Origin of the sequence: Pseudomonas sp. BE134 (genome assembly GCF_031456105.1) — a bacterium.
Classification (GTDB): Bacteria; Pseudomonadota; Gammaproteobacteria; order Pseudomonadales; family Pseudomonadaceae; genus Aquipseudomonas.
On sequence record NZ_JAVDUA010000052.1, the window covers coordinates 1 to 20,409 of the forward strand.

Here is a 20,409-nt window from a genome sequence, read left to right on the forward strand (position 1 = left end):
GATGTAAGCCATAACAAAGAAAATGCCCCGTATCTTTCGATTACGGGGCATTTTCTTAAACCGCGATGCAGATTGCTAGGTTTTCACACAGTCTGCGAAGCGGGTTTTATCTACAACGCAGTTAAACCGACAGTTCAACCAGCAGCTTGTTCAGACGGCGCACATACGCGGCCGGATCCTTCAAGCTGTCACCGGCAGCCAGGGCCGCCTGATCGAAGAGAATGTGCGACAGGTCGCCGAAACGCTCGTCGCTCTGCTCGTTGTCGAGCTTCTCGATCAGCGGGTGCGCCGGGTTGAACTCGAAGATCGGCTTCGACTCCGGAACCTTCTGACCGCTGGCCTCCAGGATCTGACGCATCTGCATACCCAGGTCCTGCTCGCCGATCGCCAGAATCGCCGGGGAGTCGGTCAGACGGTGGGAGACCCGTACTTCAGCAACCGAATCACCCAGTGCGGTTTTCAGACGCTCAACCAGGCCTTCTTTGGACTTGGCGACTTCTTCCGCGGCTTTTTTGTCCTCTTCCGAGTCCAGATTGCCCAGGTCCAGATCACCGCGCGCCACGTCAACGAAGGTCTTGCCGTCGAAGTCGCTGAGGTAGCTCATCAGCCACTCGTCGATACGGTCGGTCAGCAGCAGCACTTCGATGCCTTTCTTGCGGAAGACTTCCAGGTGCGGGCTGTTTTTGACTTGCGCGTAGGTTTCGCCGGTCAGGTAGTAGATCTTGTCCTGACCTTCCTTGGCGCGAGCCAGGTATTCGGCCAGACCCACCACTTGCTCGCCTTCATCACCGTTGGTCGATGCGAAACGCAGCAGGCCAGCGATTTTCTCTTTGTTGGCGAAATCTTCTGCCGGGCCTTCTTTCATGACCTGACCGAAGTTCTTCCAGAAGCCCTTGTATTGCTCAGGCTCGTTCTTCGCCAGTTTTTCCAGCATGTCCAGAACGCGCTTGGTCAGCGCCGACTTCATCGAATCGATGATCGGGTCTTTCTGCAGGATTTCCCGCGACACGTTCAACGACAGGTCGTTGGAATCGACCACGCCTTTGATGAAACGCAGGTACAACGGCAGGAACGACTCGGCCTGGTCCATCACGAACACACGCTGCACGTACAGCTTCAGGCCTTTCGGCGCTTCACGCTGGTACAGGTCGAACGGAGCACGGGCCGGCACGTAGAGCAGCGAGCTGTATTCGAGCTTGCCTTCGACCTTGTTGTGGCTCCAGCTCAGCGGGTTCTCGAAATCGTGAGCGACGTGCTTGTAGAACTCCTGGTATTCCTCGTCCTTCACTTCAGTGCGAGGACGGGTCCACAGGGCACTGGCGCGGTTGACGGTTTCCCATTCAACGGCCGGCTGCTCTTCACCTTCAGCGGCGGCCACTTCTTTTGGCAACTCGATCGGCAGGGCGATGTGGTCGGAGTACTTCTTGATGATGTTGCGCAGACGCCAGCCATCGGCGAATTCGTCTTCACCGGACTTCAGGTGCAGAACGATGCGAGTGCCGCGCTCGGCTTTCTCAACGGTGGCCACTTCAAAATCGCCTTCGCCCTTGGACGACCAGTGCACACCTTCGCTGGCCGCATCACCGGCACGACGGCTGAACACGTCGACTTTGTCGGCGACGATGAAGGCAGAGTAGAAACCCACACCGAACTGGCCGATCAGGTGCGAATCTTTCTTCTGATCGCCAGACAGGTGTTTCATGAAGTCGGCTGTGCCGGATTTGGCGATGGTACCCAGATGGGCGATCGCTTCTTCGCGGTTCATGCCAATGCCGTTGTCTTCGAGGGTGACGGTTTTGGCGTCCTTGTCGAAGGTCACACGGATTTTCAGTTCGGCGCCACCTTCCAGCAATTCAGGCTTGGACAGGGCTTCGAAACGTAATTTGTCGACAGCGTCAGAGGCGTTCGAGATCAATTCGCGAAGGAAGATTTCCTTGTTGGAATACAGCGAATGGATCATGAGGTGCAGCAGTTGCTTCACCTCGGTCTGGAAGCCCAGGGTTTCCTTTTGAGTTTCCACACTCATGGTCATCAAACTCCAATCAGATGGCAGTGGCCGCGACCTTCAGGGTCGGCGGCGGGTTGTCATCAGAGTTGGGGGCTGTGTTCAGGATTTCAAGGGCTCCTCAATTTTGAAATGGGCACGGGCCGTCGCAATGGGCTCGGATTCAGTGCTTTGCCAGGCGGTAACGGCCACGTTGGCGACCCGACGCCCCTGTCGGCACACCTGACATTTGGCCCAGGTATCGCGAAACTGCCCGGCGCGCAGGTAGTCGAGGGAGAAATCGATGATTTTCGGTACACCCGGCGAACCCGTGAAAATCAGCAAGTGCAGCGCGGCCGAGAGTTCCATGAACCCGGCAATCACGCCGCCATGAATCGCCGGCAATAAAGGGTTACCAATGTTGTCCTTGTTGGCTGGCAGGCGAAACAGCAGATCATCCCCCACCCGCGAACATTCGACGCCGATCAGTTTGGCGTAAGGAATCAGGTGCAACAGTGACGCGTAGTTGCCCTCCTCATGAGCCTGTTGCAGTTGTTCCTTGAAGGAATCAGTCATTGCGCACCTCCGGAGATGACGCCGCCAAAGCCTTTCGTGCCTTTGATGGCTTTGCTCATGCGCATGAACGTACCCACAACATGGGCGATGGGGTGCTCGGGATCGTCCTGATAGGCGAAACCTCGGGCGAAGATCACGTCGGTGGTCACTCGGTAGCATTGGGCAAAACCGTAGACATCTTTATGCGGTTCGGCGGCATGCATGTAGTCGATGCGCAGATCGAGGGTCGGGCAGACTTCAAATTCGGGCAGCACGCACAGGGTCGACATACCGCAGGCAGTGTCCATCAACGATGTCAGCGCACCGCCGTGGATCACGCCGGTTTGCGGGTTGCCAACGATTTGCGGGCTGTACGGCAAGATGACCGTTAGTCCGTCATTGCTGGCGCTGTGCACCCGTAACCCAAGGACCTGACAATGCCGCAGCGCCGACAGGAATCGCGTCGCACGCTCAAAAACAGGGTTTTCGGCCATGTGATAAAAAGCTCTAGTTAGTGGGGATTCGAAGTCTTGGAAAAAGCAAAAAGTTCCTTAGCGAATATCCTTCATATATTTGTATGAAATGAGGAACTTATCATTGCCGGGTGTGCTCGAAAGGCCAGTAGTTATTTCCATAAGGAGAAACACCCCATGCGTAAGACTTTAGCTATTGCCTTGATGTTGACCGCTTCCCTCGGTCTCGCTGCCTGCGATAAAAAATCCGAGGACAAAGCTCAAGATGCAGCCAAACATGCTGAACAGGCTCAGCAAGACATGAACAAAGCTCAGGATAAAGTGAACGACGCTGCGAAAGAAAACGCCAAAGCTGCCGAAGCTCAGGCTGAATCGAACGAAGCTGCCGCAAAAGAAGCACCTAAAAACTAAAACAGTTTTTAGCTTGCAAAAGAAAACCCGCCTGGTGCGGGTTTTCTTTTGCCTGCAATTTGCTCCGCTAGAGCAAAATGCTTCTAAAAGTCGGACTAATGATCAGTAACAACGAACAGACGAAACCCACAAACCAGACCAGACTGCGCTGCCAGGCCAAATCGCCCCAGTAACACAGTAAGTAGATAATGCGTGAGATCACAAAGATGATCGCCAGCAGGTCGATCAGCCATCCTGCGGTTTGGGTGGTGTGCGCCATCAACACACCTACCGCAAACAATATAAAGGCTTCAAAACAGTTTTGATGCGCGGCCAACGCACGGGCCCCGAAGCCGGTAAGTTGCCCCTGCTGCTGACGCGGCAGGTGATTGTTGTAACCGCCCTGCTCTTTCATCGCCTTGGCCACCGGCATGCGGGCCACATAAATCAGTAATGCACTGATGAACACACACCAGAACGGAATACTCATCAAGCGACCTCTTTGTTTGCCTCGGGCAAGGGTGCCTCTGTAGGGGTATAGACCATCACGTCCAGAACGTCGGAATGAAACTCCCGGCGATACAACACCAATACCACGCCGGTACTCATCAGCATGAACAGCCACGGGCTGACGAACCAGGCCAGCATGGTCATGCCGAAGTAGTAGGAACGCAGGCCGAAGTTGAACTGGTTAGCGGCCATGGAGATGACCCGTGCCGCGCGGGCAGCGAAGGCTTTGCGTTCCTGTTCGGACACGTGGCGTTCACCGACCATTGGCGCCGAGCCAATCAGAATCGCTGCAAAGTTGTACTGGCGCATGCACCAGCTGAAGGTGAAGAAGGCGTAGACAAACACCAGCGCCAGGCACAGCAATTTGATCTCCGACATGCCCTGGGACGCCTGCTGCACCATCGGGATATCCGCCAACAACGACACCGCTCTTTCGGAAGCACCGAGCACGGTGAGAATACCGGCCAGAATAATCAAGGTGCTGGAGGCAAAGAACGAGGCATTACGCTCCAGGTTACCCACCACACTGGCATCGGCGATGCGGTTGTCGCGTAACAGCATGCGACGCATCCAGTCTTCGCGGTACAGATGCAACACGCTGGCCAGGCACGCGGTGTCACGGCCCTTCCACGTGGCATAGCGGGTGTAACCGCCCCAGCAGATGACAAACCAGAGCGCGGCGAGGATGTGGATCAGGTTGGCGTGGATGAACGACATGCAGGTCCTTTTGATGGAGTGGCGAAATACTCGAAACCTTGTGGGAGCGAGCCGGCTCCGGGCGGCGTTCCGACGATAGCGGTAGATCAGTCAACATCTCTGTTGAAAGTAAAATCGCCATCGCGAGCAGGCTCGCTCCCACATTGGAAATTTGCAAGGCTTCGACGTTAGCTTATGGAAAAAGACACTGCACTGACTCCAAAAAAAATGCCCCGCATCGATTGATACGGGGCATTTCTGTTTCAGCTTGATAGCCCGCTTGTGGCAGGCCATTCAGCGACTTAAGCCAGCGCTTCTTCGCGCTTGCCCAGCAGTCGATCGCAAACCACCGCGACCACCAGGGTCATGACCGCCGGCACCAGCCACGCCAGGCCCTGCTCGCTCAGCGGCAAGTGAGACAACTGAGTCGGCATCCAGTCCGCCAGACCCGCGCCCTTGAGCGCGTCGATCATGCCGAAGAGGAACGACACCAGCATCACCGGACCGACGATGCGGCCCTGCTCATGCCAGAAGTCCTTGCAGAAGCTCAGCGCCACCAGGGCGATGCATGGCGGGTAGATCGCCGTCAGGACCGGGATCGAGAAGGCAATCAGCTTGGTGAGGCCCAGGTTGGACACCAGCAAGGAGAACACCGCCAGGATGATGACCAGCGTCTTGTAGGACAGTGGCAGCACGCGGCTGAAGTACTCGGCACAGGCACAGGTCAGGCCTACAGCCGTTACCAGGCAGGCCAGCGAGATCAACACGGCCAGGAAACCGCTGCCCAACGAACCGAAGGTGTGTTGCACATAAGCGTGCAATACCGCCGCGCCGTTGGTCGCACCGGCGGCCACTTCGTGGCTGCCCGAACCGAGGCGGAACAGACTGACATAAACCAGCGCCAGGCCAACGCCGGCAATCAGCCCGGCAATGATGGCGTAACGGGTGATCAGCACCGGCGATTCAACACCACGGGAGCGGATCGCGTTAACAATCACGATACCGAACACCAAAGCGCCCAGGGTATCCATGGTCAGGTAACCATTGATGAAACCTTGAGAGAACGGTGCCGCGACGTATTCCGGCGTGGCCACGCCGATATCACCGGCAGGCAACGCGAACGCGGCGATGCCGAGCGCGGCCAGGGCAATGATCTTCAGTGGTGCGAGAAAACGTCCTACGGTATCCAGCAAACGCCCCGGGTAGAGCGAGATGAAGAACACGATCAGGAAGTACACCGAACTGTAGAGAAACAGCGCCAACGGGCTCTCGCCGGTCAGCGGCGCCAGGCCGACTTCGAACGAGACGGTGGCGGTGCGCGGGGTGGCAAACAATGGGCCGACTGCCAGGTAGCACGCGGCAGCCAACAGGCCACCGGCGATTTTGCCGATCGGGCTGCTCAACGCATCCATCGCACCACCGACTTTCGCCAGTGCAACCACGGTGATCACAGGCAAACCGACCGCGGTGATCAAGAAGCCCAGCGCCGCCATCCAGACATTAGGTCCGGACTGCAAGCCGACGATAGGCGGGAAGATGATGTTGCCAGCCCCGACAAAGAGGGCAAATGTCATAAAACCAAGTGCCAGGATGTCCTGGCCTTTCAACACTTTCATTAAGGAAATACCACACTACTGAATCGGAATTTAGAGAGGGATTTCCCTTTGGGGTGAGGGAAATGCTGTCGATCCGTATAGGACTGACCCTTTAGCGCGTCACTGCCTTGTGGGCGGCGTTCGCAAAAATGGCGGCTAGCCTAACGAATTTGCCCGACAAACGCACTGTTAGAGGGCGAACTATCCGATACACGACGTTTCTGTGTCGCGTTTTTGCATGTAAATTGATCTGTGTCTATAAAGCAGATCGTTCCCACGCTCTGCGTGGGAACGCATCCCGTGACGCTCTGCGTCACATCCAAAGGTGGAACGCGGAGCGTCCCCAGCGGCATTCCCACGCAGAGCGGGGGAACGATCACCCGGAAACGACAAAGGCCACCCGAAGGTGGCCTTTGTTTGGTAAAGCGTCAGCTAAGCGCGAGGCTTATTTGATCGCCCAACCGGTCAGCTCGGACAAAGCCTTGCCGATGTCTGCCAGCGAACGCACGGTTTTAACGCCTGCGTCTTCCAGGGCCGCAAACTTCTCGTCTGCAGTGCCTTTGCCGCCAGAGATGATTGCGCCAGCATGGCCCATGCGCTTGCCCGCAGGGGCAGTCACACCAGCGATGTAGGAAACAACCGGCTTGGTCACGTTTGCCTTGATGTAGGCAGCCGCTTCTTCTTCAGCCGAACCGCCGATCTCGCCGATCATGACGATCGCTTCTGTCTTCGGGTCTTCCTGGAACAGCTTCAGGATGTCGATGAAGTTCGAACCCGGGATCGGGTCACCGCCGATGCCGACGCAAGTCGACTGACCGAAACCGGCGTCAGTAGTTTGCTTGACAGCTTCGTAGGTCAGGGTGCCGGAACGGGAAACGATACCGACCTTGCCTGGCAAGTGAATGTGACCTGGCATGATGCCGATCTTGCATTCGCCTGGAGTGATCACGCCTGGGCAGTTAGGGCCGATCAGGGTAACACCCAGCTCGTCGCACTTAACTTTAGCGTCCAGCATGTCCAGGGTAGGAATGCCTTCAGTGATGCAAACGATCAGCTTGATGCCGCCGAAAGCAGCTTCCAGGATCGAGTCCTTGCAGAAAGGAGCTGGAACGTAGATTACGCTGGCGGTGGCGCCAGTGGCAGCTACAGCGTCTTTCACGGTGTTGAACACTGGCAGACCCAGGTGCTCGGTGCCGCCTTTGCCAGGAGTTACGCCGCCAACCATCTTGGTGCCGTATTCGATGGCTTGCTGGGTGTGGAAACTACCTTGCGAACCGGTAATACCCTGGCAGATAACTTTGGTGTCTTTATTGATCAGGACGCTCATTATTTGCCCTCCGCAGCTTTAACGACTTGTTGAGCAGCGTCGGTCAGGCTGGTAGCAGCGATGATGTTCAAACCGCTTTCTGCCAGTACTTTAGCGCCCAGCTCAGCGTTGTTGCCTTCAAGGCGAACAACAACCGGGATTTTCACGCCGACTTCTTTCACAGCGCCGATGATGCCTTCGGCAATCATGTCGCAACGAACGATGCCGCCGAAGATGTTGACCAATACTGCAGCGACGTTAGTGTCGGACAGGATGATCTTGAACGCTTCGGTAACGCGTTCTTTGGTAGCACCGCCGCCCACGTCGAGGAAGTTGGCTGGTTTGCCGCCATGCAGGTTGACGATGTCCATGGTACCCATGGCCAGGCCAGCACCGTTGACCATGCAACCGATGTTGCCTTCCAGTGCTACGTAGTTCAGTTCGAACTTGGCAGCGTGCGCTTCGCGCGGATCGTCTTGCGACGGATCGTGGAAAGTCTTCAGCTTAGGCTGACGGTACATGGCGTTGGCGTCGATGTTGATCTTGGCGTCGAGGCAATGCAGATCGCCGTCAGCCTTGATCACCAGCGGGTTCACTTCCAGCAGAGCCAGGTCGTGATCCTTGAACAGCTTGGCCAGACCTACGAAGATCTTGGCGAACTGAGCAACTTGCTTGCCTTCCAGACCCAGCTGGAATGCCAGTTCGCGACCCTGGAATGGCTGAGCGCCAACCAGTGGATCGATAGTGGCTTTCAGAATTTTCTCTGGAGTGTCGTGAGCGATTTTCTCGATGTCCACGCCACCTTCGGTGGAAGCCATGAACACGATGCGACGGCTCGAACGGTCAACGACAGCGCCCAGGTACAGCTCTTTAGCGATATCAGTGCACGATTCAACCAGGATCTTGGTGACTGGTTGACCGTTGGCGTCAGTCTGGTAAGTCACCAGACGCTTGCCCAGCCACTGCTGTGCGAATGCCTTGGCGTCTTCTTTGCTGCGAACCAGCTTGACGCCGCCCGCTTTACCGCGACCACCAGCGTGGACCTGGGCTTTGACAACCCACTCGGTGCCGCCGATTTTGTCGCAAGCTTCTGCTGCTGCTTCCGGGGTATCTACTGCATAACCGGTGGAAACTGGCAGGCCGTATTCAGCGAACAGCTGCTTACCCTGATACTCGTGAAGATTCATGCTTATTACCGTCTTCGTTAGGTACTGCGCATTCGGTGCTGCACTCGTTCAAGTGCCGCACCACCTTTGACTGCTGCTTGCGTAGCCTTTCCGGTCAACCGGTGCAGCTACGCAAGACTGCGTCCAGCGGATATTCCGCGGTGAGTCTTGCATGCAAGGCTCACGACGGGCCATTCCGCCGTGGTTTCTTATTGTCTTAACGCTTCTTGCGGTTGGCGATGTGGATGGCGCCGCCATTCACTGCCAGAGCTGCTTCGTGCAAGGCTTCAGACAGGGTCGGATGGGAGAAAACCATCATGCCCAGGTCTTCAGCGCTGGTGCCGAATTCCATACCGATCGCGCCCTGCTGAACCAGTTCTGCAGCGCTCGGGCCAATCACGTGGACGCCCAATACGCGGTCAGTCTTGGCATCGGCAATGACTTTCACGAAACCGCCGGTGTCGTTGGCTGCCATGGCACGGCCACTGGCTGCGAACGGGAAGGTGCCAACGTTAACTTCAACGCCTTCAGCCTTCAAGGCCTGCTCGGTTTTACCGACCCATGCGATTTCCGGGTGAGTATAAATAACCGAAGGGATCAAGTCATAGTTCATCTGGGCTTTGTGGCCCTTGATGCGCTCAACGACCATGATGCCCTCTTCCGAGGCCTTGTGTGCCAGCATCATGCCGCGAACCACGTCACCGATGGCGTATACGCCCGGTACGGTGGTGGCGCAGTGATCGTCAACGTGCACGAAACCGCGCTCGTCGAGGGTCACGCCGCAATCAGCGGACAGCAGATCAGTGGTCACTGGACGGCGACCAACGGCTACGATCAGCTTGTCGAAAGTGATGTTCTGTTCGCCCTTGGCATCGGTGTAGTTCACAACGACTTCGTCGCCATTCACTTTGGAACCGGTAACGCGTGCGCCCAGCTTGATGTCCAGACCTTGTTTGGTCAGGGTTTTCAGCGCTTCCTTGGAAACGGCAGCGTCAGCGGCCATCAGGAAAGTGTCCAGCGCTTCAAGAACGGTAACTTCAGCGCCCAGACGGGACCAGACCGAACCCAGTTCCAGACCGATAACGCCAGCGCCGATCACGCCCAGACGCTTGGGTACGGACTGGAATTCCAGTGCGCCAGTCGAATCGACGATCACATTCTGGTCAACCGGAGCCGGTGGAATGTCGATCGGACGCGAGCCTGGAGCCAGAATCACGTTCTCGGCTTCGATGATTTCTACCGAGCCGTCAGGCTTGGTGACTTCAACTTTCTTGCCGGCCAGCAGCTTGCCGTGACCCTGAATGGAAGTCACACCGTTGGCTTTGAACAGGGTGGCAACACCCGAGGTCAGGCCTTTGACGATGTTGGCTTTACGGCCGACCATTGCTGGCACGTCCATGGTCACGCCAGCGTGGTTGATACCGTGGATCGCGAAGCCGTCCTGGGCTTCGTGGAACTTCCAGGAGCTGTCCAGCAGCGCCTTGGATGGAATGCAGCCGACGTTCAGGCAAGTACCGCCCAGAGCCAGTTTGCCTTCCTTGTCGGTGTACTTCTCGATGCAGGCCGTCGTCAGACCAAGCTGTGCTGCCTTGATGGCAGCTACGTAGCCGCCAGGGCCCGCGCCGATCACTACTACGTCAAATTTCTGAGTCATAAAAGGTTCCCTTTTAGCAACAAGCTACAAGCCGCAAGCCGCAAGACTGAAGCCCACTTGCTCGCTTTGAGCTGGGGGCTTGCAGCTTGCAGCTTGCGGCTGCTTTTTAGATATCCAGCAACAAACGAGCCGGGTCTTCCAGCAGGTTTTTGATGGTCACCAGGAAAGTCACAGCTTCTTTGCCATCGATCAGACGGTGATCGTAGGACAGAGCCAGGTACATCATCGGACGGATAACGACCTGACCGTTGATCGCCATAGGACGCTGCAGAATGTTGTGCATGCCCAGGATAGCGGCTTGCGGCGGGTTGACGATCGGGGTCGACATCATCGAACCGAAAGTACCACCGTTGGTGATGGTGAACGTGCCGCCGGTCATTTCGTCCATCGACAGTTTGCCGTCACGGGCTTTCTTGCCGAAGGTGGCGATGCCGCCTTCGATTTCAGCCAGGCTCATCAGTTCGGCGTTACGCAGAACCGGTACAACCAGACCACGGTCGCTGGAAACAGCAACACCGACGTCGGCGTAGCCGTGGTAAACGATGTCGCCGCCGTCGATCGAGGCGTTGACAGCCGGGAAGCGTTTCAGCGCTTCGGTGGCCGCTTTCACGAAGAACGACATGAAGCCCAGGCGTACGCCGTTGTGGGACTTTTCGAACAGGTCCTTGTACTTCGAACGCAGGGCCATGACTTCGGTCATGTCGACTTCGTTGAAGGTAGTCAGCATCGCCATGTTCGACTGAGCTTCTACCAGACGCTTGGCGACGGTAGCGCGAACGCGGGTCATCGGAACGCGCTTCTCGATGCGGTCGCCAGCGGCGAACACAGGAGCGGCAGCAGCAGGTGCAGCAGCCTTGGCAGGCGCGGCAGCAGGTGCGGCTTTCTTGGCAGCAACAGCCGCTACCACGTCTTCCTTGGTCACACGACCGCCTTTGCCAGTACCGGCAACGGAAGCGATGTTGATGCCGTTTTCTTCAGCCAGCTTGCGAGCAGCCGGTGCAGCAACAGGATCGTCTTCACCTTCAGCAGCTGGAGCAGCGGCTTGTGCAGCGGCCGGAGCGGCAGCTGGAGCGGCAGCAGCAGCGCCACCCGCTTCGATGGAGCCCAGGACTTCGTCGGACAGAACGGTGTCGCCTTCGTTCTTGACGATAGCGCCCAGCACGCCGTCAGCAGTGGCCAACACTTCCAGCACAACCTTGTCGGTTTCGATGTCGACAATCAGGTCGTCACGCTTTACAGCGTCGCCCGGTTGTTTGTGCCAGGTGGCAACGGTGCCATCGGCAACCGATTCCGGGAAAGTGGGGGCTTTGATTTCGATAGCCATTATCTGTGGGTCCTTAAATTCGGTTTCAGGTGCGCGAAGGCGTTAAACAGTAAAGGCGTCTTGCAGCAGTTTTTCCTGCTGCTCGGCGTGCATCGATGCATAACCACAAGCAGGTGCAGCAGAAGCCTCACGGCCCGCGTACTCGAGTACGAGAGACTTGTTGAGATTGCTGACGCTACGACGCAAGTGGTGTTGGCTGCAGTACCAGGCACCCTGGTTCATCGGCTCTTCCTGACACCAGACGGCATGTTTGGCGTTGGTGTAAGGAGCCAGGACTTCTTTCAAGTCGTCCTCAGGGAATGGGTACAGCTGCTCGATACGCACGACGGCGATGTCATCACGACCTTCGGCACGGCGTTTTTCCAGCAGGTCGTAGTAGACCTTGCCGCTACACAGAACAATGCGCTCGACCTTTTTCGGGTCTTGAACATCGATTTCCGGGATCACGGTCTGGAACGAACCTTCGGCCAGATCTTCCAGGGTCGATATGGCGAGCTTGTGACGCAACAGCGACTTCGGAGTCAGAACGATCAATGGCTTGCGCAGCGGGCGAATGACCTGACGGCGCAGCAAGTGATAGATCTGAGCCGGCGTGGTCGGTACGGCTACCTGAATGTTGTGCTCGGCGCACAGTTGCAGGTAACGCTCCAGACGAGCCGACGAGTGCTCCGGGCCCTGACCTTCATAACCGTGCGGCAGCAGCATGGTCAGACCGCAGAGACGGCCCCACTTGTGCTCGCCACTGGTGATGAACTGGTCGATAACCACCTGGGCACCGTTGGCGAAGTCGCCGAACTGGGCTTCCCAGATCACTAGCGCATCAGGCGTGGTGGTCGAGTAACCGTATTCGAACGCCAGTACGGCTTCTTCGGACAGGAACGAATCGTACAGGTCGAAACGTGGCTGGCCGTTGTACAGGTTTTGCAGCGGGATGTAGGTGCCCGCGTCTTTCTGGTTGTGCAAGACAGCGTGACGGTGCGAGAACGTACCGCGACCGATGTCCTGACCCGTCATGCGAATCGGGTGACCTTCGAACGCCAGGGTCGCGTACGCCATGGTTTCGGCGTAACCCCAGTTGATCGGCAGGCCGCCGGCTTGCATCTTCTGACGGTCTTCGTAGATTTTCGAGACCTGGCGCTGAACCACGAAGCCTTCCGGAATTTCCAGCAGCTTGGCGGACAGTTCCTGCAAGGTTTTCAGATCGAAACGCGTGTCGTGACGTGCGGTCCAGGCGTGGCCCAGATACGGACGCCAGTCCACGAACAACTCTTTGTTCGGCTCTTTGACCAGGCTTTTTACAACATGCAGACCGTTGTCCAGCGCGTTGCGGTATTCGTCGACTTTCGCCTGAACACGCTCTGCGTCCAGCACTCCGCCCTGAGTCAGACGATCGGCATACAGCTCACGGGTAGTGCGCTGTTTGGTGATCTGCTGATACATGATTGGCTGGGTGCCGCTTGGCTCGTCGGCCTCGTTGTGGCCACGACGACGGTAGCAGACCAGGTCGATCACCACGTCACGCTTGAACTGCATGCGGTAGTCGATGGCCAGCTGGGTCACGAACAACACAGCTTCCGGATCATCGCCATTTACATGGAGGATCGGTGCCTGGATCATTTTCGCAACGTCGGTCGCGTACTCGGTGGAGCGCGAGTCCAGCGGATTGCTGATGGTGAAACCGACCTGGTTGTTGATCACGATGTGCACGGTGCCGCCGGTTTTGAAACCGCGGGTCTGCGACATCTGGAAGGTTTCCATCACCACGCCCTGACCGGCGAATGCCGCGTCACCGTGGATGGAAATCGGCAGAACCTTCTCGCCGGTAGGGTCGTTACGACGATCCTGACGTGCGCGAACCGAACCCTCGACCACTGGAGAAACGATTTCCAGGTGGGACGGGTTGAACGCCATGGCCAGGTGAACTTCACCGCCGGTGGTCATCACGTTGGACGAGAAGCCCTGGTGATACTTGACGTCACCGGAACCCAGCTCGACCTTCTTCTTGCCTTCGAACTCGTCGAACAGCTCGCGCGGGTTCTTGCCGAAGGTGTTGACCAGCACGTTGAGACGGCCACGGTGGGCCATGCCGATGACGATTTCCTTGGTGCCGTAGGAACCGGAGCGCTGGATCAGCTCATCGAGCATCGGAATCAGGCTTTCGCCGCCTTCCAGACCGAAACGTTTGGTACCCGGGTATTTGGTTCCCAGGTATTTTTCCAGACCTTCGCCGGCAGTGACGCGTTCAAGCAGGTGGCTCTTGATGTCGGCGGAGTACGTCGGACGGCCGCGTACGCTTTCCAGACGCTGCTGGAACCACTGGCGCTGCTCGGAATCGGTGATATGCGTAAATTCAGCGCCGATGGTGCGGCAATATGTCTGCTGCAACGCTTCGTGAATTTCGCGTAGGCTCGCTTCCTCTTTGCCGATGAACAGGTCGCCGGCACGGAAGATCGTATCAAGATCGGCATTGGTCAAGCCGTAATGATTGATCGACAGGTCTGCAGGTGCAGGACGCTGCCACAGCCCCAGCGGGTCAAGCTGGGCTGCCTGGTGGCCACGCATACGGTAGGCCTGGATCAATCGCAGCACTTCAACTTGCTTCTTCTCGTGCTCACTGCTCACGCTGCCGGCGGAAACCGGTTGGGCGCGGCGCTGGTTCTTTGCCAGCAAGACGAAATGATCGCGAATTGTGGAGTGCGAAACATCGGTAGCAGTGTTGCCATCAGCCGGCAACTTCTGGAAGTAGGTGCGCCACTCTTCTGGCACAGCGTTAGGGTCGTGCAGGTAGAGCTCGTAGAGCTCTTCCACATAGGCAGCGTTACTACCGGACAGGTAGGCGCTGTTCCACATGCGCTGCATCACGCTTTCTTGCATGCTTGGTCACCCTCGGTTAGGGGAACACCACCGGCGTCGACACCGAGCACACTTGCAGAAGTCCGAATGCAGCGACCAAAACAAGCCACTTAGGATCACGCTGATAGTCCGGGTACCAGCCCGGATGCCCCTGCTTGTCTCATTTCTTCAAAATAAGAGCCGCAGCCTTATAAGCTGCTGCTCAGGTTAAAACTACGGCGCCGGTTGAAGCCTGCGCCGTAGCATCTACAGGTACTACGGTCTTACGGGTACAGCAGCTGAATCACACGCCGCTTTGCAGCAACATGTTACGTACGTGACCGATGGCCTTAGTCGGGTTCAGGCCTTTCGGACAGACGTTGACGCAGTTCATGATCCCGCGGCAGCGGAATACGCTGAACGGATCATCCAGCGAAGCCAGACGCTCGGCAGTCTTGGTGTCACGGCTGTCTGCCAGGAAGCGGTACGCTTGCAGCAGAGCAGCTGGACCCAGGAACTTGTCCGGGTTCCACCAGAAGGACGGGCAGGAAGTCGAGCAGCAAGCGCACAGGATGCACTCGTACAGACCATCAAGCTTTTCACGCTCTTCCGGGGACTGCAGACGCTCGATGGCCGGAGCCGGCGTGTCGTTCTGCAGGAATGGCTTAACCTTCTCGTATTGCTTGTAGAAGATGCTCATATCTACGACCAGGTCACGGATAACCGGCAAACCTGGCAGTGGACGAACAATCAGCTTGTTACCTTTTACGACAGAAGACAGCGGCGTGACGCATGCCAGGCCGTTTTTGCCGTTGATGTTCATGCCGTCGGAACCGCAAACACCTTCACGGCAAGAGCGACGATAGGAGAAACCTTCGTCCTGCTCTTTGATCAGGGCCAGCACGTCCAGCACCATCAGGTCTTTACCACCGGTATCGACCGAAAATTCCTGCATGAACGGCGCAGCGTCCTGATCAGGGTTGTAGCGATAAACACTGACTTGCAACATGGCGGCCACCCTTAATAAGTCCGAATCTTAGGTTCAAAAGTCGGAACAGTCTTCGGCGAGAAGTTCACAGCACGCTTGGTCACGCGCTTGTCACCCGGGAAGTACAGGGTGTGGCACAGCCAGTTTTCGTCGTCGCGGTCTTCGTAGTCTTCACGGGCGTGAGCACCGCGGGACTCTTTGCGGATCTCTGCAGCGATGGCGGTGGCTTCGGCCACTTCCAGCAGGTTTTGCAGCTCCAGCGCTTCGATACGAGCGGTGTTGAACGCCTGGCTCTTATCGTTGATCTTGACGTTGGCGATACGGCCACGCAGATCAGCCAGTTGGGCAATACCCTTCTGCATGTATTCGCCGGTACGGAACACACCGAAGTAGTTCTGCATGCAGCTTTGCAGTTCTTTGCGCAGGGTAGCGACGTCTTCACCCTCGGTACGCGAGTTCAGGCCATCGAGACGTGCCAGGGCAGCGTCGATGTCGGACTGGCGAGGACGAGCGTAATCAACGCCTTCCTTCAGCGTCTGCTCCAGGAACAGGCCGGCGGCACGGCCGAATACCACCAGGTCGAGCAGCGAGTTGCCGCCCAGACGGTTGGCACCGTGAACCGATACGCACGCCACTTCGCCTACGGCGAACAGACCAGGAATGATCTGGTCAACGCCTTCGGCGTCCTGGGTGATTGCCTGACCATGAATGTTGGTGGCAACGCCGCCCATCATATAGTGGCAGGTTGGAACGACCGGAATCGGCGCTACGGCTGGATCGACGTGAGCGAAGGTCTTGGACAGTTCCATGATGCCTGGCAGACGGCTGTGCAGAACTTCTTCACCAAGGTGATCGAGTTTCAGCATCACGTGGTCGCCATCCGGACCGCAACCGTTGCCGGCGATGATTTCTTTAACCATCGAACGGGCAACAACGTCACGACCAGCAAGGTCTTTGGCGTTCGGAGCATAACGCTCCATGAAACGCTCGCCGTGCTTGTTGATCAGGTAACCGCCTTCACCGCGGCAGCCTTCAGTAACCAGTACACCAGCGCCGGCGATGCCGGTCGGGTGGAACTGCCACATTTCGATGTCTTGTACCGGCACGCCAGCACGCAGAGCCATGCCAACGCCGTCACCGGTGTTGATCAGGGCATTGGTGGTGGACGAGTAGATACGACCTGCACCGCCAGTCGCCAGAACGGTGGCGTTAGCACGGACGTAGGAAGTTTCGCCAGTCTCGATGCAGATGACGATCATGCCGACAAAGGCACCATCTTCGTTCTTCACCAGGTCGACGCCGTAGTATTCGTTGAGGAATACGGTGCCGGCCTTGAGGTTGGCCTGGTACAGGGTGTGCAGCAGGGCGTGACCGGTACGGTCGGCAGCGGCGCATGTACGGGCGGCCTGGCCACCTTTACCGAAGTCTTTCGACTGACCGCCGAACGGACGCTGATAGATGCGACCCTGTTCAGTACGGGAGAACGGCAAACCCATGTGCTCGAGCTCGAAGACCGCTTCCGGGCCTACGGAACACATGTATTCGATAGCGTCCTGGTCACCGATGTAGTCGGAACCCTTGACGGTATCGTACATGTGCCAGCGCCAGTCATCGTTCGGATCAGCGGACGCGATGGCGCAGGTGATGCCACCCTGGGCGGATACAGTGTGCGAACGAGTCGGGAAAACCTTGGTAACCACGGCAGTCTTGTGACCACCTTGCGCCAGCTGCAGAGCAGCGCGCATGCCAGCACCGCCGCCGCCAATGATGATGGCGTCGAACGAAAGCGTATTAACTGTAGTAGACATGAATCAGATACCCCAAAGAATCTGCACACCCCAGACGAAGTAGGCGAACATCGCGACGCCGCATACTGCCTGGAAGAGGAAACGTATTGCAGTCGCGGACTTGCCGAACGCCATTGGCGTCAGGTAGTCGGTCGCGATGGTCCACATGCCGACCCAGGCGTGAGCGCCGAGGGCAACGAGGGCCAGGAGACTGAAAATACGCATCCAGTTGCTTGCGAACAGTTCATGCCATTGGGCGTAGCCGATGCCAGGGTTGGCGACGACGTATCCGATCAGGAAAATGAAGTAAGCCGCGAGAACGACCGCAGACACACGCTGTGCCATCCAGTCATAGAGGCCCGAACGCGACAGGTTCGTGACGTTAGTTACCATATCCAAACTCCTGCCAGAACGATTACCACCACGGAAACGGCGATAACGATTTTCGAGCCCAGTTTGCCGCCTTCAAGCGACTCGCCGATGCCCATGTCCATCATCAAATGGCGCACACCGGCAACCAGGTGATACAGCAAGGCGGACAGGATGCCCCATGTCACTAGCTTGGCTAGCGGACTGGTCAGACACGCTTTCACCTGGCCGAAACCTTCTTCCGAGCTCAGCGACTTGTCCAATGCATAAAGCATGATGGCCAGGCTGACAAAGAGGATGATTCCGGATATCCGGTGAAGAATGGACGTGTAAGCAGTGACTGGGAGTTTGATGGTCCTTAGGTCTAGGTTTACAGGTCGTTGGCTATTCACGGCTTTTTTTTCACACTGAAGAGCCCCTAACAATCAGGGCAAAGTTGTTGGGGAGTGCACTGGTCAGGTACCCACCACCCAGGGAGTGCGACCCCCAATAAAGCAGGCCCAAAAGCCCCTGGCGGTCGGAGGGCGAGTATAGACAGTTAGGCTACTAATGACAACGCGTTCGCCTTCCCCTAATAGCTGATTGCACAAGTTGGATAAAAGGCGTAAACGGCAGTCAATTTCGAGGAAAAAGTCCGGTTAAAGCCTTCAGGAGCAGGACTTTAGGCAAATTGACATTCGAATTTATCTCACTATAGTGGTGCGGGCCCTGCGTGGGGGGTCTGTCTGATGATTTCAAGCATAAATAGGAGGCCACATGGCTGACAAAAAAGCGCAGTTGATCATCGAGGGCGCAGCCCCCGTCGAGCTGCCCATTTTAACCGGCACCGTTGGTCCCGATGTTATCGATGTTCGGGGCCTGACGGCCACGGGCCGTTTCACCTTTGACCCTGGTTTCATGTCGACCGCTTCCTGCGAGTCGAAGATCACCTATATCGACGGCGACAACGGCATTCTGTTGCACCGCGGTTACCCGATCGAACAGTTGGCTGAAAAGTCGGACTACCTGGAAACCTGCTATCTGCTGCTCAACGGCGAATTGCCGACCGCAGAACAGAAGGCCCAGTTCGTCAGCACCGTCAAGAACCACACCATGGTTCACGAGCAGCTGAAGACCTTCTTCAACGGCTTCCGTCGCGACGCCCACCCGATGGCCGTCATGTGCGGCGTAGTCGGCGCCCTTTCGGCGTTCTACCACGACTCTCTCGACATCAATAACCCGCAGCATCGCGAAATTTCCGCGATCCGCCTGGTTGCCAAGATGCCGACGCTGGCAGCGATGGTTTACAAGTACTCCATGGGCCAACCCATGATGTACCCGCGCAACGACCTGACGTACGCGGAAAACTTCCTGCACATGATGTTCAACACCCCGTGCGAGATCAAACCGATCAGCCCGGTGCTCGCCAAGGCCATGGACCGGATTTTCATCCTCCATGCCGACCACGAGCAAAACGCATCGACGTCTACCGTTCGTCTGGCCGGCTCTTCGGGTGCCAACCCGTTCGCCTGTATCGCCGCCGGCATCGCTGCACTGTGGGGCCCTGCCCACGGCGGCGCGAACGAAGCCGTTTTGACCATGCTTGATGAAATTGGCGATGTCTCGAACATCGACAAGTACATCGCCAAGGCCAAGGACAAGAACGATCCGTTCAAACTGATGGGCTTCGGTCACCGGGTTTACAAAAACCGCGACCCACGCGCTACCGTCATGAAGCAGACCTGCGACGAAGTGTTGAAGGAACTGGGCATCAAGAACGACAAGCAACTCGAACTGGCCATGCGCCTGGAAGAGATCGCCCTGACCGACCCGTACTTCATCGAACGCTCGCTGTACCCGAACGTCGACTTCTACTCGGGAATCATCCTCAAGGCGATCGGCATTCCAACCAGCATGTTCACCGTGATCTTCGCCCTGGCGCGGACTGTCGGCTGGATCTCCCACTGGAAAGAAATGCTCTCCAGCCCGTACAAGATTGGCCGCCCGCGCCAGCTGTACACCGGCTACGAGTCGCGTGACATCACCAAGCTGGAAGACCGCAAATAAGACCTGTCTTGCGATAGAGCCTTAAGTTGCACCGGAAACGGCCTCTATTTATTTAGAGGCCGTTTTTGTTTGTGCGGTTTGCGGGCCTCCCCGTTTCTTTGGTTGTGTACATATCCGTTTCTGCGGTAACGGCTTCTATTGGTTTCGCTTTTACAGCGAGTCACTTTCGAAAAGCGCGAAAGTAACCAAAGCGCTCCTGCCCCTTTCGTTCGGTGCCTCGCCTAGGCTCGGCATGCCCTCGCTCCGGTCCTGCTCCGTGGGCCCGCCGCCATCGGCCATCCATGGCCGGGGGCGGCTAACCCGGCATCCTTGCCGGGTTGCCCACTGCGCAGAACCTCCACTCGGCCTCTCGAGGGGGCGGTGCCTCAACATCAAAAGCTGCAGGCGAGCTAACGCTCGGCCTGTTGAGTGGTGAAAAGCAAAAGCTGTACGCCGATCCATTGTGGGAACTGGCCTGCCAGCGAAGGCGGCCTGACAGCCGACCAATCTCTCAGGGATGTACCCTGTCCAACTGTGAGAGCGGGCTTGCTCGCGAAGCTTTTGATCTTGCCGTTGCCGTTGCTGTTGCTGTTGCTTCGGCTTTTGATCTTGATCTTGATCTGTTGCCCCTTTCCCAGAGGCCGAACGCAGGCTTTGCGTAGGGGGCACCGCGGCAAGGATGCCGCGGTAGCCGCCCCCGGCCATGGATGGCCGATGGCGGCGGGCCCCCGGAGCAATGCCGGAGTGAGGGCATG

17 protein-coding genes are annotated in these 20,409 nt (G+C 57.3%); 2 read left to right on the forward strand and 15 right to left on the reverse strand.

Translation table 11 applies throughout. The features are described 5' to 3' along the window. Positions 1 to 121: 121 nt before the first annotated feature. The 3 genes from htpG to J2Y56_RS27790 all read right to left on the reverse strand — a co-directional run bounded on the left by htpG (position 122) and on the right by J2Y56_RS27790 (position 3,033). Positions 122 to 2,026 (reverse strand): molecular chaperone HtpG, encoded by a 1,905-nt coding sequence (gene htpG, locus J2Y56_RS27780; RefSeq protein ID WP_310338978.1) that lies wholly within the window; start codon positions 2,024 to 2,026, stop codon positions 122 to 124. Between the two features lie 81 nt (positions 2,027 to 2,107). Next, positions 2,108 to 2,560 (reverse strand): PaaI family thioesterase, encoded by a 453-nt coding sequence (locus J2Y56_RS27785; protein WP_007945152.1) that lies wholly within the window; start codon positions 2,558 to 2,560, stop codon positions 2,108 to 2,110. Further along, entirely contained in the window at positions 2,557 to 3,033 is a 477-nt protein-coding gene (locus J2Y56_RS27790; RefSeq protein WP_310353993.1) for a PaaI family thioesterase, read from the reverse strand. Before J2Y56_RS27790 ends, J2Y56_RS27785 begins: the two co-directional genes overlap by 4 nt. A 156-nt stretch (positions 3,034 to 3,189) precedes the next feature. Here J2Y56_RS27790 and J2Y56_RS27795 point away from each other — a divergent pair, with 156 nt between their 5' ends. Next, positions 3,190 to 3,423, forward strand: coding sequence for a hypothetical protein (locus J2Y56_RS27795; RefSeq protein WP_007945150.1), 234 nt, complete (start codon positions 3,190 to 3,192; stop codon positions 3,421 to 3,423). Positions 3,424 to 3,490: 67 nt separating this feature from the next. Here J2Y56_RS27795 and J2Y56_RS27800 read toward each other — a convergent pair whose 3' ends face one another. The 12 genes from J2Y56_RS27800 to sdhC form a co-directional block, all read right to left on the reverse strand. Beyond that, the gene (locus J2Y56_RS27800; RefSeq protein WP_310338973.1) at positions 3,491 to 3,892 is read right to left on the reverse strand and encodes an MAPEG family protein; all 402 of its coding nucleotides are present in this window, start codon (positions 3,890 to 3,892) and stop codon (positions 3,491 to 3,493) included. Beyond that, on the reverse strand, positions 3,892 to 4,629 hold the full coding sequence (locus J2Y56_RS27805) for a DUF599 domain-containing protein (protein WP_007945146.1): 738 nt from the start codon (positions 4,627 to 4,629) through the stop codon (positions 3,892 to 3,894). The genes J2Y56_RS27800 and J2Y56_RS27805 overlap by 1 nt, the downstream gene beginning before the upstream one ends. A 281-nt stretch (positions 4,630 to 4,910) precedes the next feature. Next, positions 4,911 to 6,224, reverse strand: coding sequence for a branched-chain amino acid transport system II carrier protein (gene brnQ / locus J2Y56_RS27810; RefSeq protein WP_007945145.1), 1,314 nt, complete (start codon positions 6,222 to 6,224; stop codon positions 4,911 to 4,913). 424 nt (positions 6,225 to 6,648) lie between these two features. Next, entirely contained in the window at positions 6,649 to 7,530 is an 882-nt protein-coding gene (gene sucD, locus J2Y56_RS27815; RefSeq protein ID WP_007945144.1) for a succinate--CoA ligase subunit alpha, read from the reverse strand. Continuing rightward, positions 7,530 to 8,696, reverse strand: a complete 1,167-nt coding sequence (sucC, locus tag J2Y56_RS27820) for an ADP-forming succinate--CoA ligase subunit beta (RefSeq protein WP_007898980.1) — start codon at positions 8,694 to 8,696, stop codon at positions 7,530 to 7,532. The genes sucD and sucC overlap by 1 nt, the downstream gene beginning before the upstream one ends. Positions 8,697 to 8,892: 196 nt before the next feature. Further along, positions 8,893 to 10,329: a dihydrolipoyl dehydrogenase gene (lpdA, locus tag J2Y56_RS27825; RefSeq protein WP_007945143.1), complete on the reverse strand. Its 1,437-nt coding sequence runs from the start codon at positions 10,327 to 10,329 to the stop codon at positions 8,893 to 8,895. A 106-nt stretch (positions 10,330 to 10,435) separates the two neighbouring features. After that, positions 10,436 to 11,653, reverse strand: a complete 1,218-nt coding sequence (gene odhB / locus J2Y56_RS27830) for a 2-oxoglutarate dehydrogenase complex dihydrolipoyllysine-residue succinyltransferase (RefSeq protein WP_007945142.1) — start codon at positions 11,651 to 11,653, stop codon at positions 10,436 to 10,438. 42 nt (positions 11,654 to 11,695) lie between these two features. Continuing rightward, a complete protein-coding gene (locus J2Y56_RS27835) occupies positions 11,696 to 14,527 on the reverse strand; it encodes a 2-oxoglutarate dehydrogenase E1 component (protein ID WP_007945139.1) in 2,832 nt (943 codons plus the stop codon). 262 nt (positions 14,528 to 14,789) lie between these two features. After that, positions 14,790 to 15,494: a succinate dehydrogenase iron-sulfur subunit gene (locus tag J2Y56_RS27840; RefSeq protein ID WP_007945136.1), complete on the reverse strand. Its 705-nt coding sequence runs from the start codon at positions 15,492 to 15,494 to the stop codon at positions 14,790 to 14,792. An 11-nt stretch (positions 15,495 to 15,505) separates the two neighbouring features. Then, a complete protein-coding gene (gene sdhA / locus J2Y56_RS27845) occupies positions 15,506 to 17,281 on the reverse strand; it encodes a succinate dehydrogenase flavoprotein subunit (protein ID WP_007945135.1) in 1,776 nt (591 codons plus the stop codon). A 3-nt stretch (positions 17,282 to 17,284) separates the two neighbouring features. Then, positions 17,285 to 17,653: a succinate dehydrogenase, hydrophobic membrane anchor protein gene (gene sdhD, locus J2Y56_RS27850; RefSeq protein ID WP_007945134.1), complete on the reverse strand. Its 369-nt coding sequence runs from the start codon at positions 17,651 to 17,653 to the stop codon at positions 17,285 to 17,287. Then, on the reverse strand, positions 17,647 to 18,021 hold the full coding sequence (gene sdhC / locus J2Y56_RS27855) for a succinate dehydrogenase, cytochrome b556 subunit (protein WP_081502780.1): 375 nt from the start codon (positions 18,019 to 18,021) through the stop codon (positions 17,647 to 17,649). Before sdhC ends, sdhD begins: the two co-directional genes overlap by 7 nt. A 364-nt stretch (positions 18,022 to 18,385) precedes the next feature. On the opposite strand from sdhC, the gene gltA reads away from it, so the two are divergent. After that, positions 18,386 to 19,675 carry a citrate synthase gene (gene gltA / locus J2Y56_RS27860; RefSeq protein ID WP_007945132.1) on the forward strand — a complete coding sequence of 430 codons (1,290 nt, stop codon included), beginning with the start codon at positions 18,386 to 18,388 and terminating at the stop codon, positions 19,673 to 19,675. The last annotated feature ends 734 nt before the right edge of the window (positions 19,676 to 20,409 follow it).

Coding starts and splice junctions, on each gene's coding strand:
- J2Y56_RS27800 (WP_310338973.1), bottom strand. CDS start 3,892: ATGAGTATTCCGTTCTGGTGTGTGTTCATCAGTGCATTACTGATTTAT.
- J2Y56_RS27790 (WP_310353993.1), bottom strand. CDS start 3,033: ATGGCCGAAAACCCTGTTTTTGAGCGTGCGACGCGATTCCTGTCGGCG.
- J2Y56_RS27795 (WP_007945150.1), top strand. CDS start 3,190: ATGCGTAAGACTTTAGCTATTGCCTTGATGTTGACCGCTTCCCTCGGT.
- htpG (WP_310338978.1), bottom strand. CDS start 2,026: ATGAGTGTGGAAACTCAAAAGGAAACCCTGGGCTTCCAGACCGAGGTG.
- gltA (WP_007945132.1), top strand. CDS start 18,386: ATGGCTGACAAAAAAGCGCAGTTGATCATCGAGGGCGCAGCCCCCGTC.
- J2Y56_RS27835 (WP_007945139.1), bottom strand. CDS start 14,527: ATGCAAGAAAGCGTGATGCAGCGCATGTGGAACAGCGCCTACCTGTCC.
- J2Y56_RS27805 (WP_007945146.1), bottom strand. CDS start 4,629: ATGTCGTTCATCCACGCCAACCTGATCCACATCCTCGCCGCGCTCTGG.
- sucC (WP_007898980.1), bottom strand. CDS start 8,696: ATGAATCTTCACGAGTATCAGGGTAAGCAGCTGTTCGCTGAATACGGC.
- J2Y56_RS27785 (WP_007945152.1), bottom strand. CDS start 2,560: ATGACTGATTCCTTCAAGGAACAACTGCAACAGGCTCATGAGGAGGGC.
- J2Y56_RS27840 (WP_007945136.1), bottom strand. CDS start 15,494: ATGTTGCAAGTCAGTGTTTATCGCTACAACCCTGATCAGGACGCTGCG.
- brnQ (WP_007945145.1), bottom strand. CDS start 6,224: ATGAAAGTGTTGAAAGGCCAGGACATCCTGGCACTTGGTTTTATGACA.
- lpdA (WP_007945143.1), bottom strand. CDS start 10,329: ATGACTCAGAAATTTGACGTAGTAGTGATCGGCGCGGGCCCTGGCGGC.
- sdhD (WP_007945134.1), bottom strand. CDS start 17,653: ATGGTAACTAACGTCACGAACCTGTCGCGTTCGGGCCTCTATGACTGG.
- sucD (WP_007945144.1), bottom strand. CDS start 7,530: ATGAGCGTCCTGATCAATAAAGACACCAAAGTTATCTGCCAGGGTATT.
- sdhA (WP_007945135.1), bottom strand. CDS start 17,281: ATGTCTACTACAGTTAATACGCTTTCGTTCGACGCCATCATCATTGGC.
- odhB (WP_007945142.1), bottom strand. CDS start 11,653: ATGGCTATCGAAATCAAAGCCCCCACTTTCCCGGAATCGGTTGCCGAT.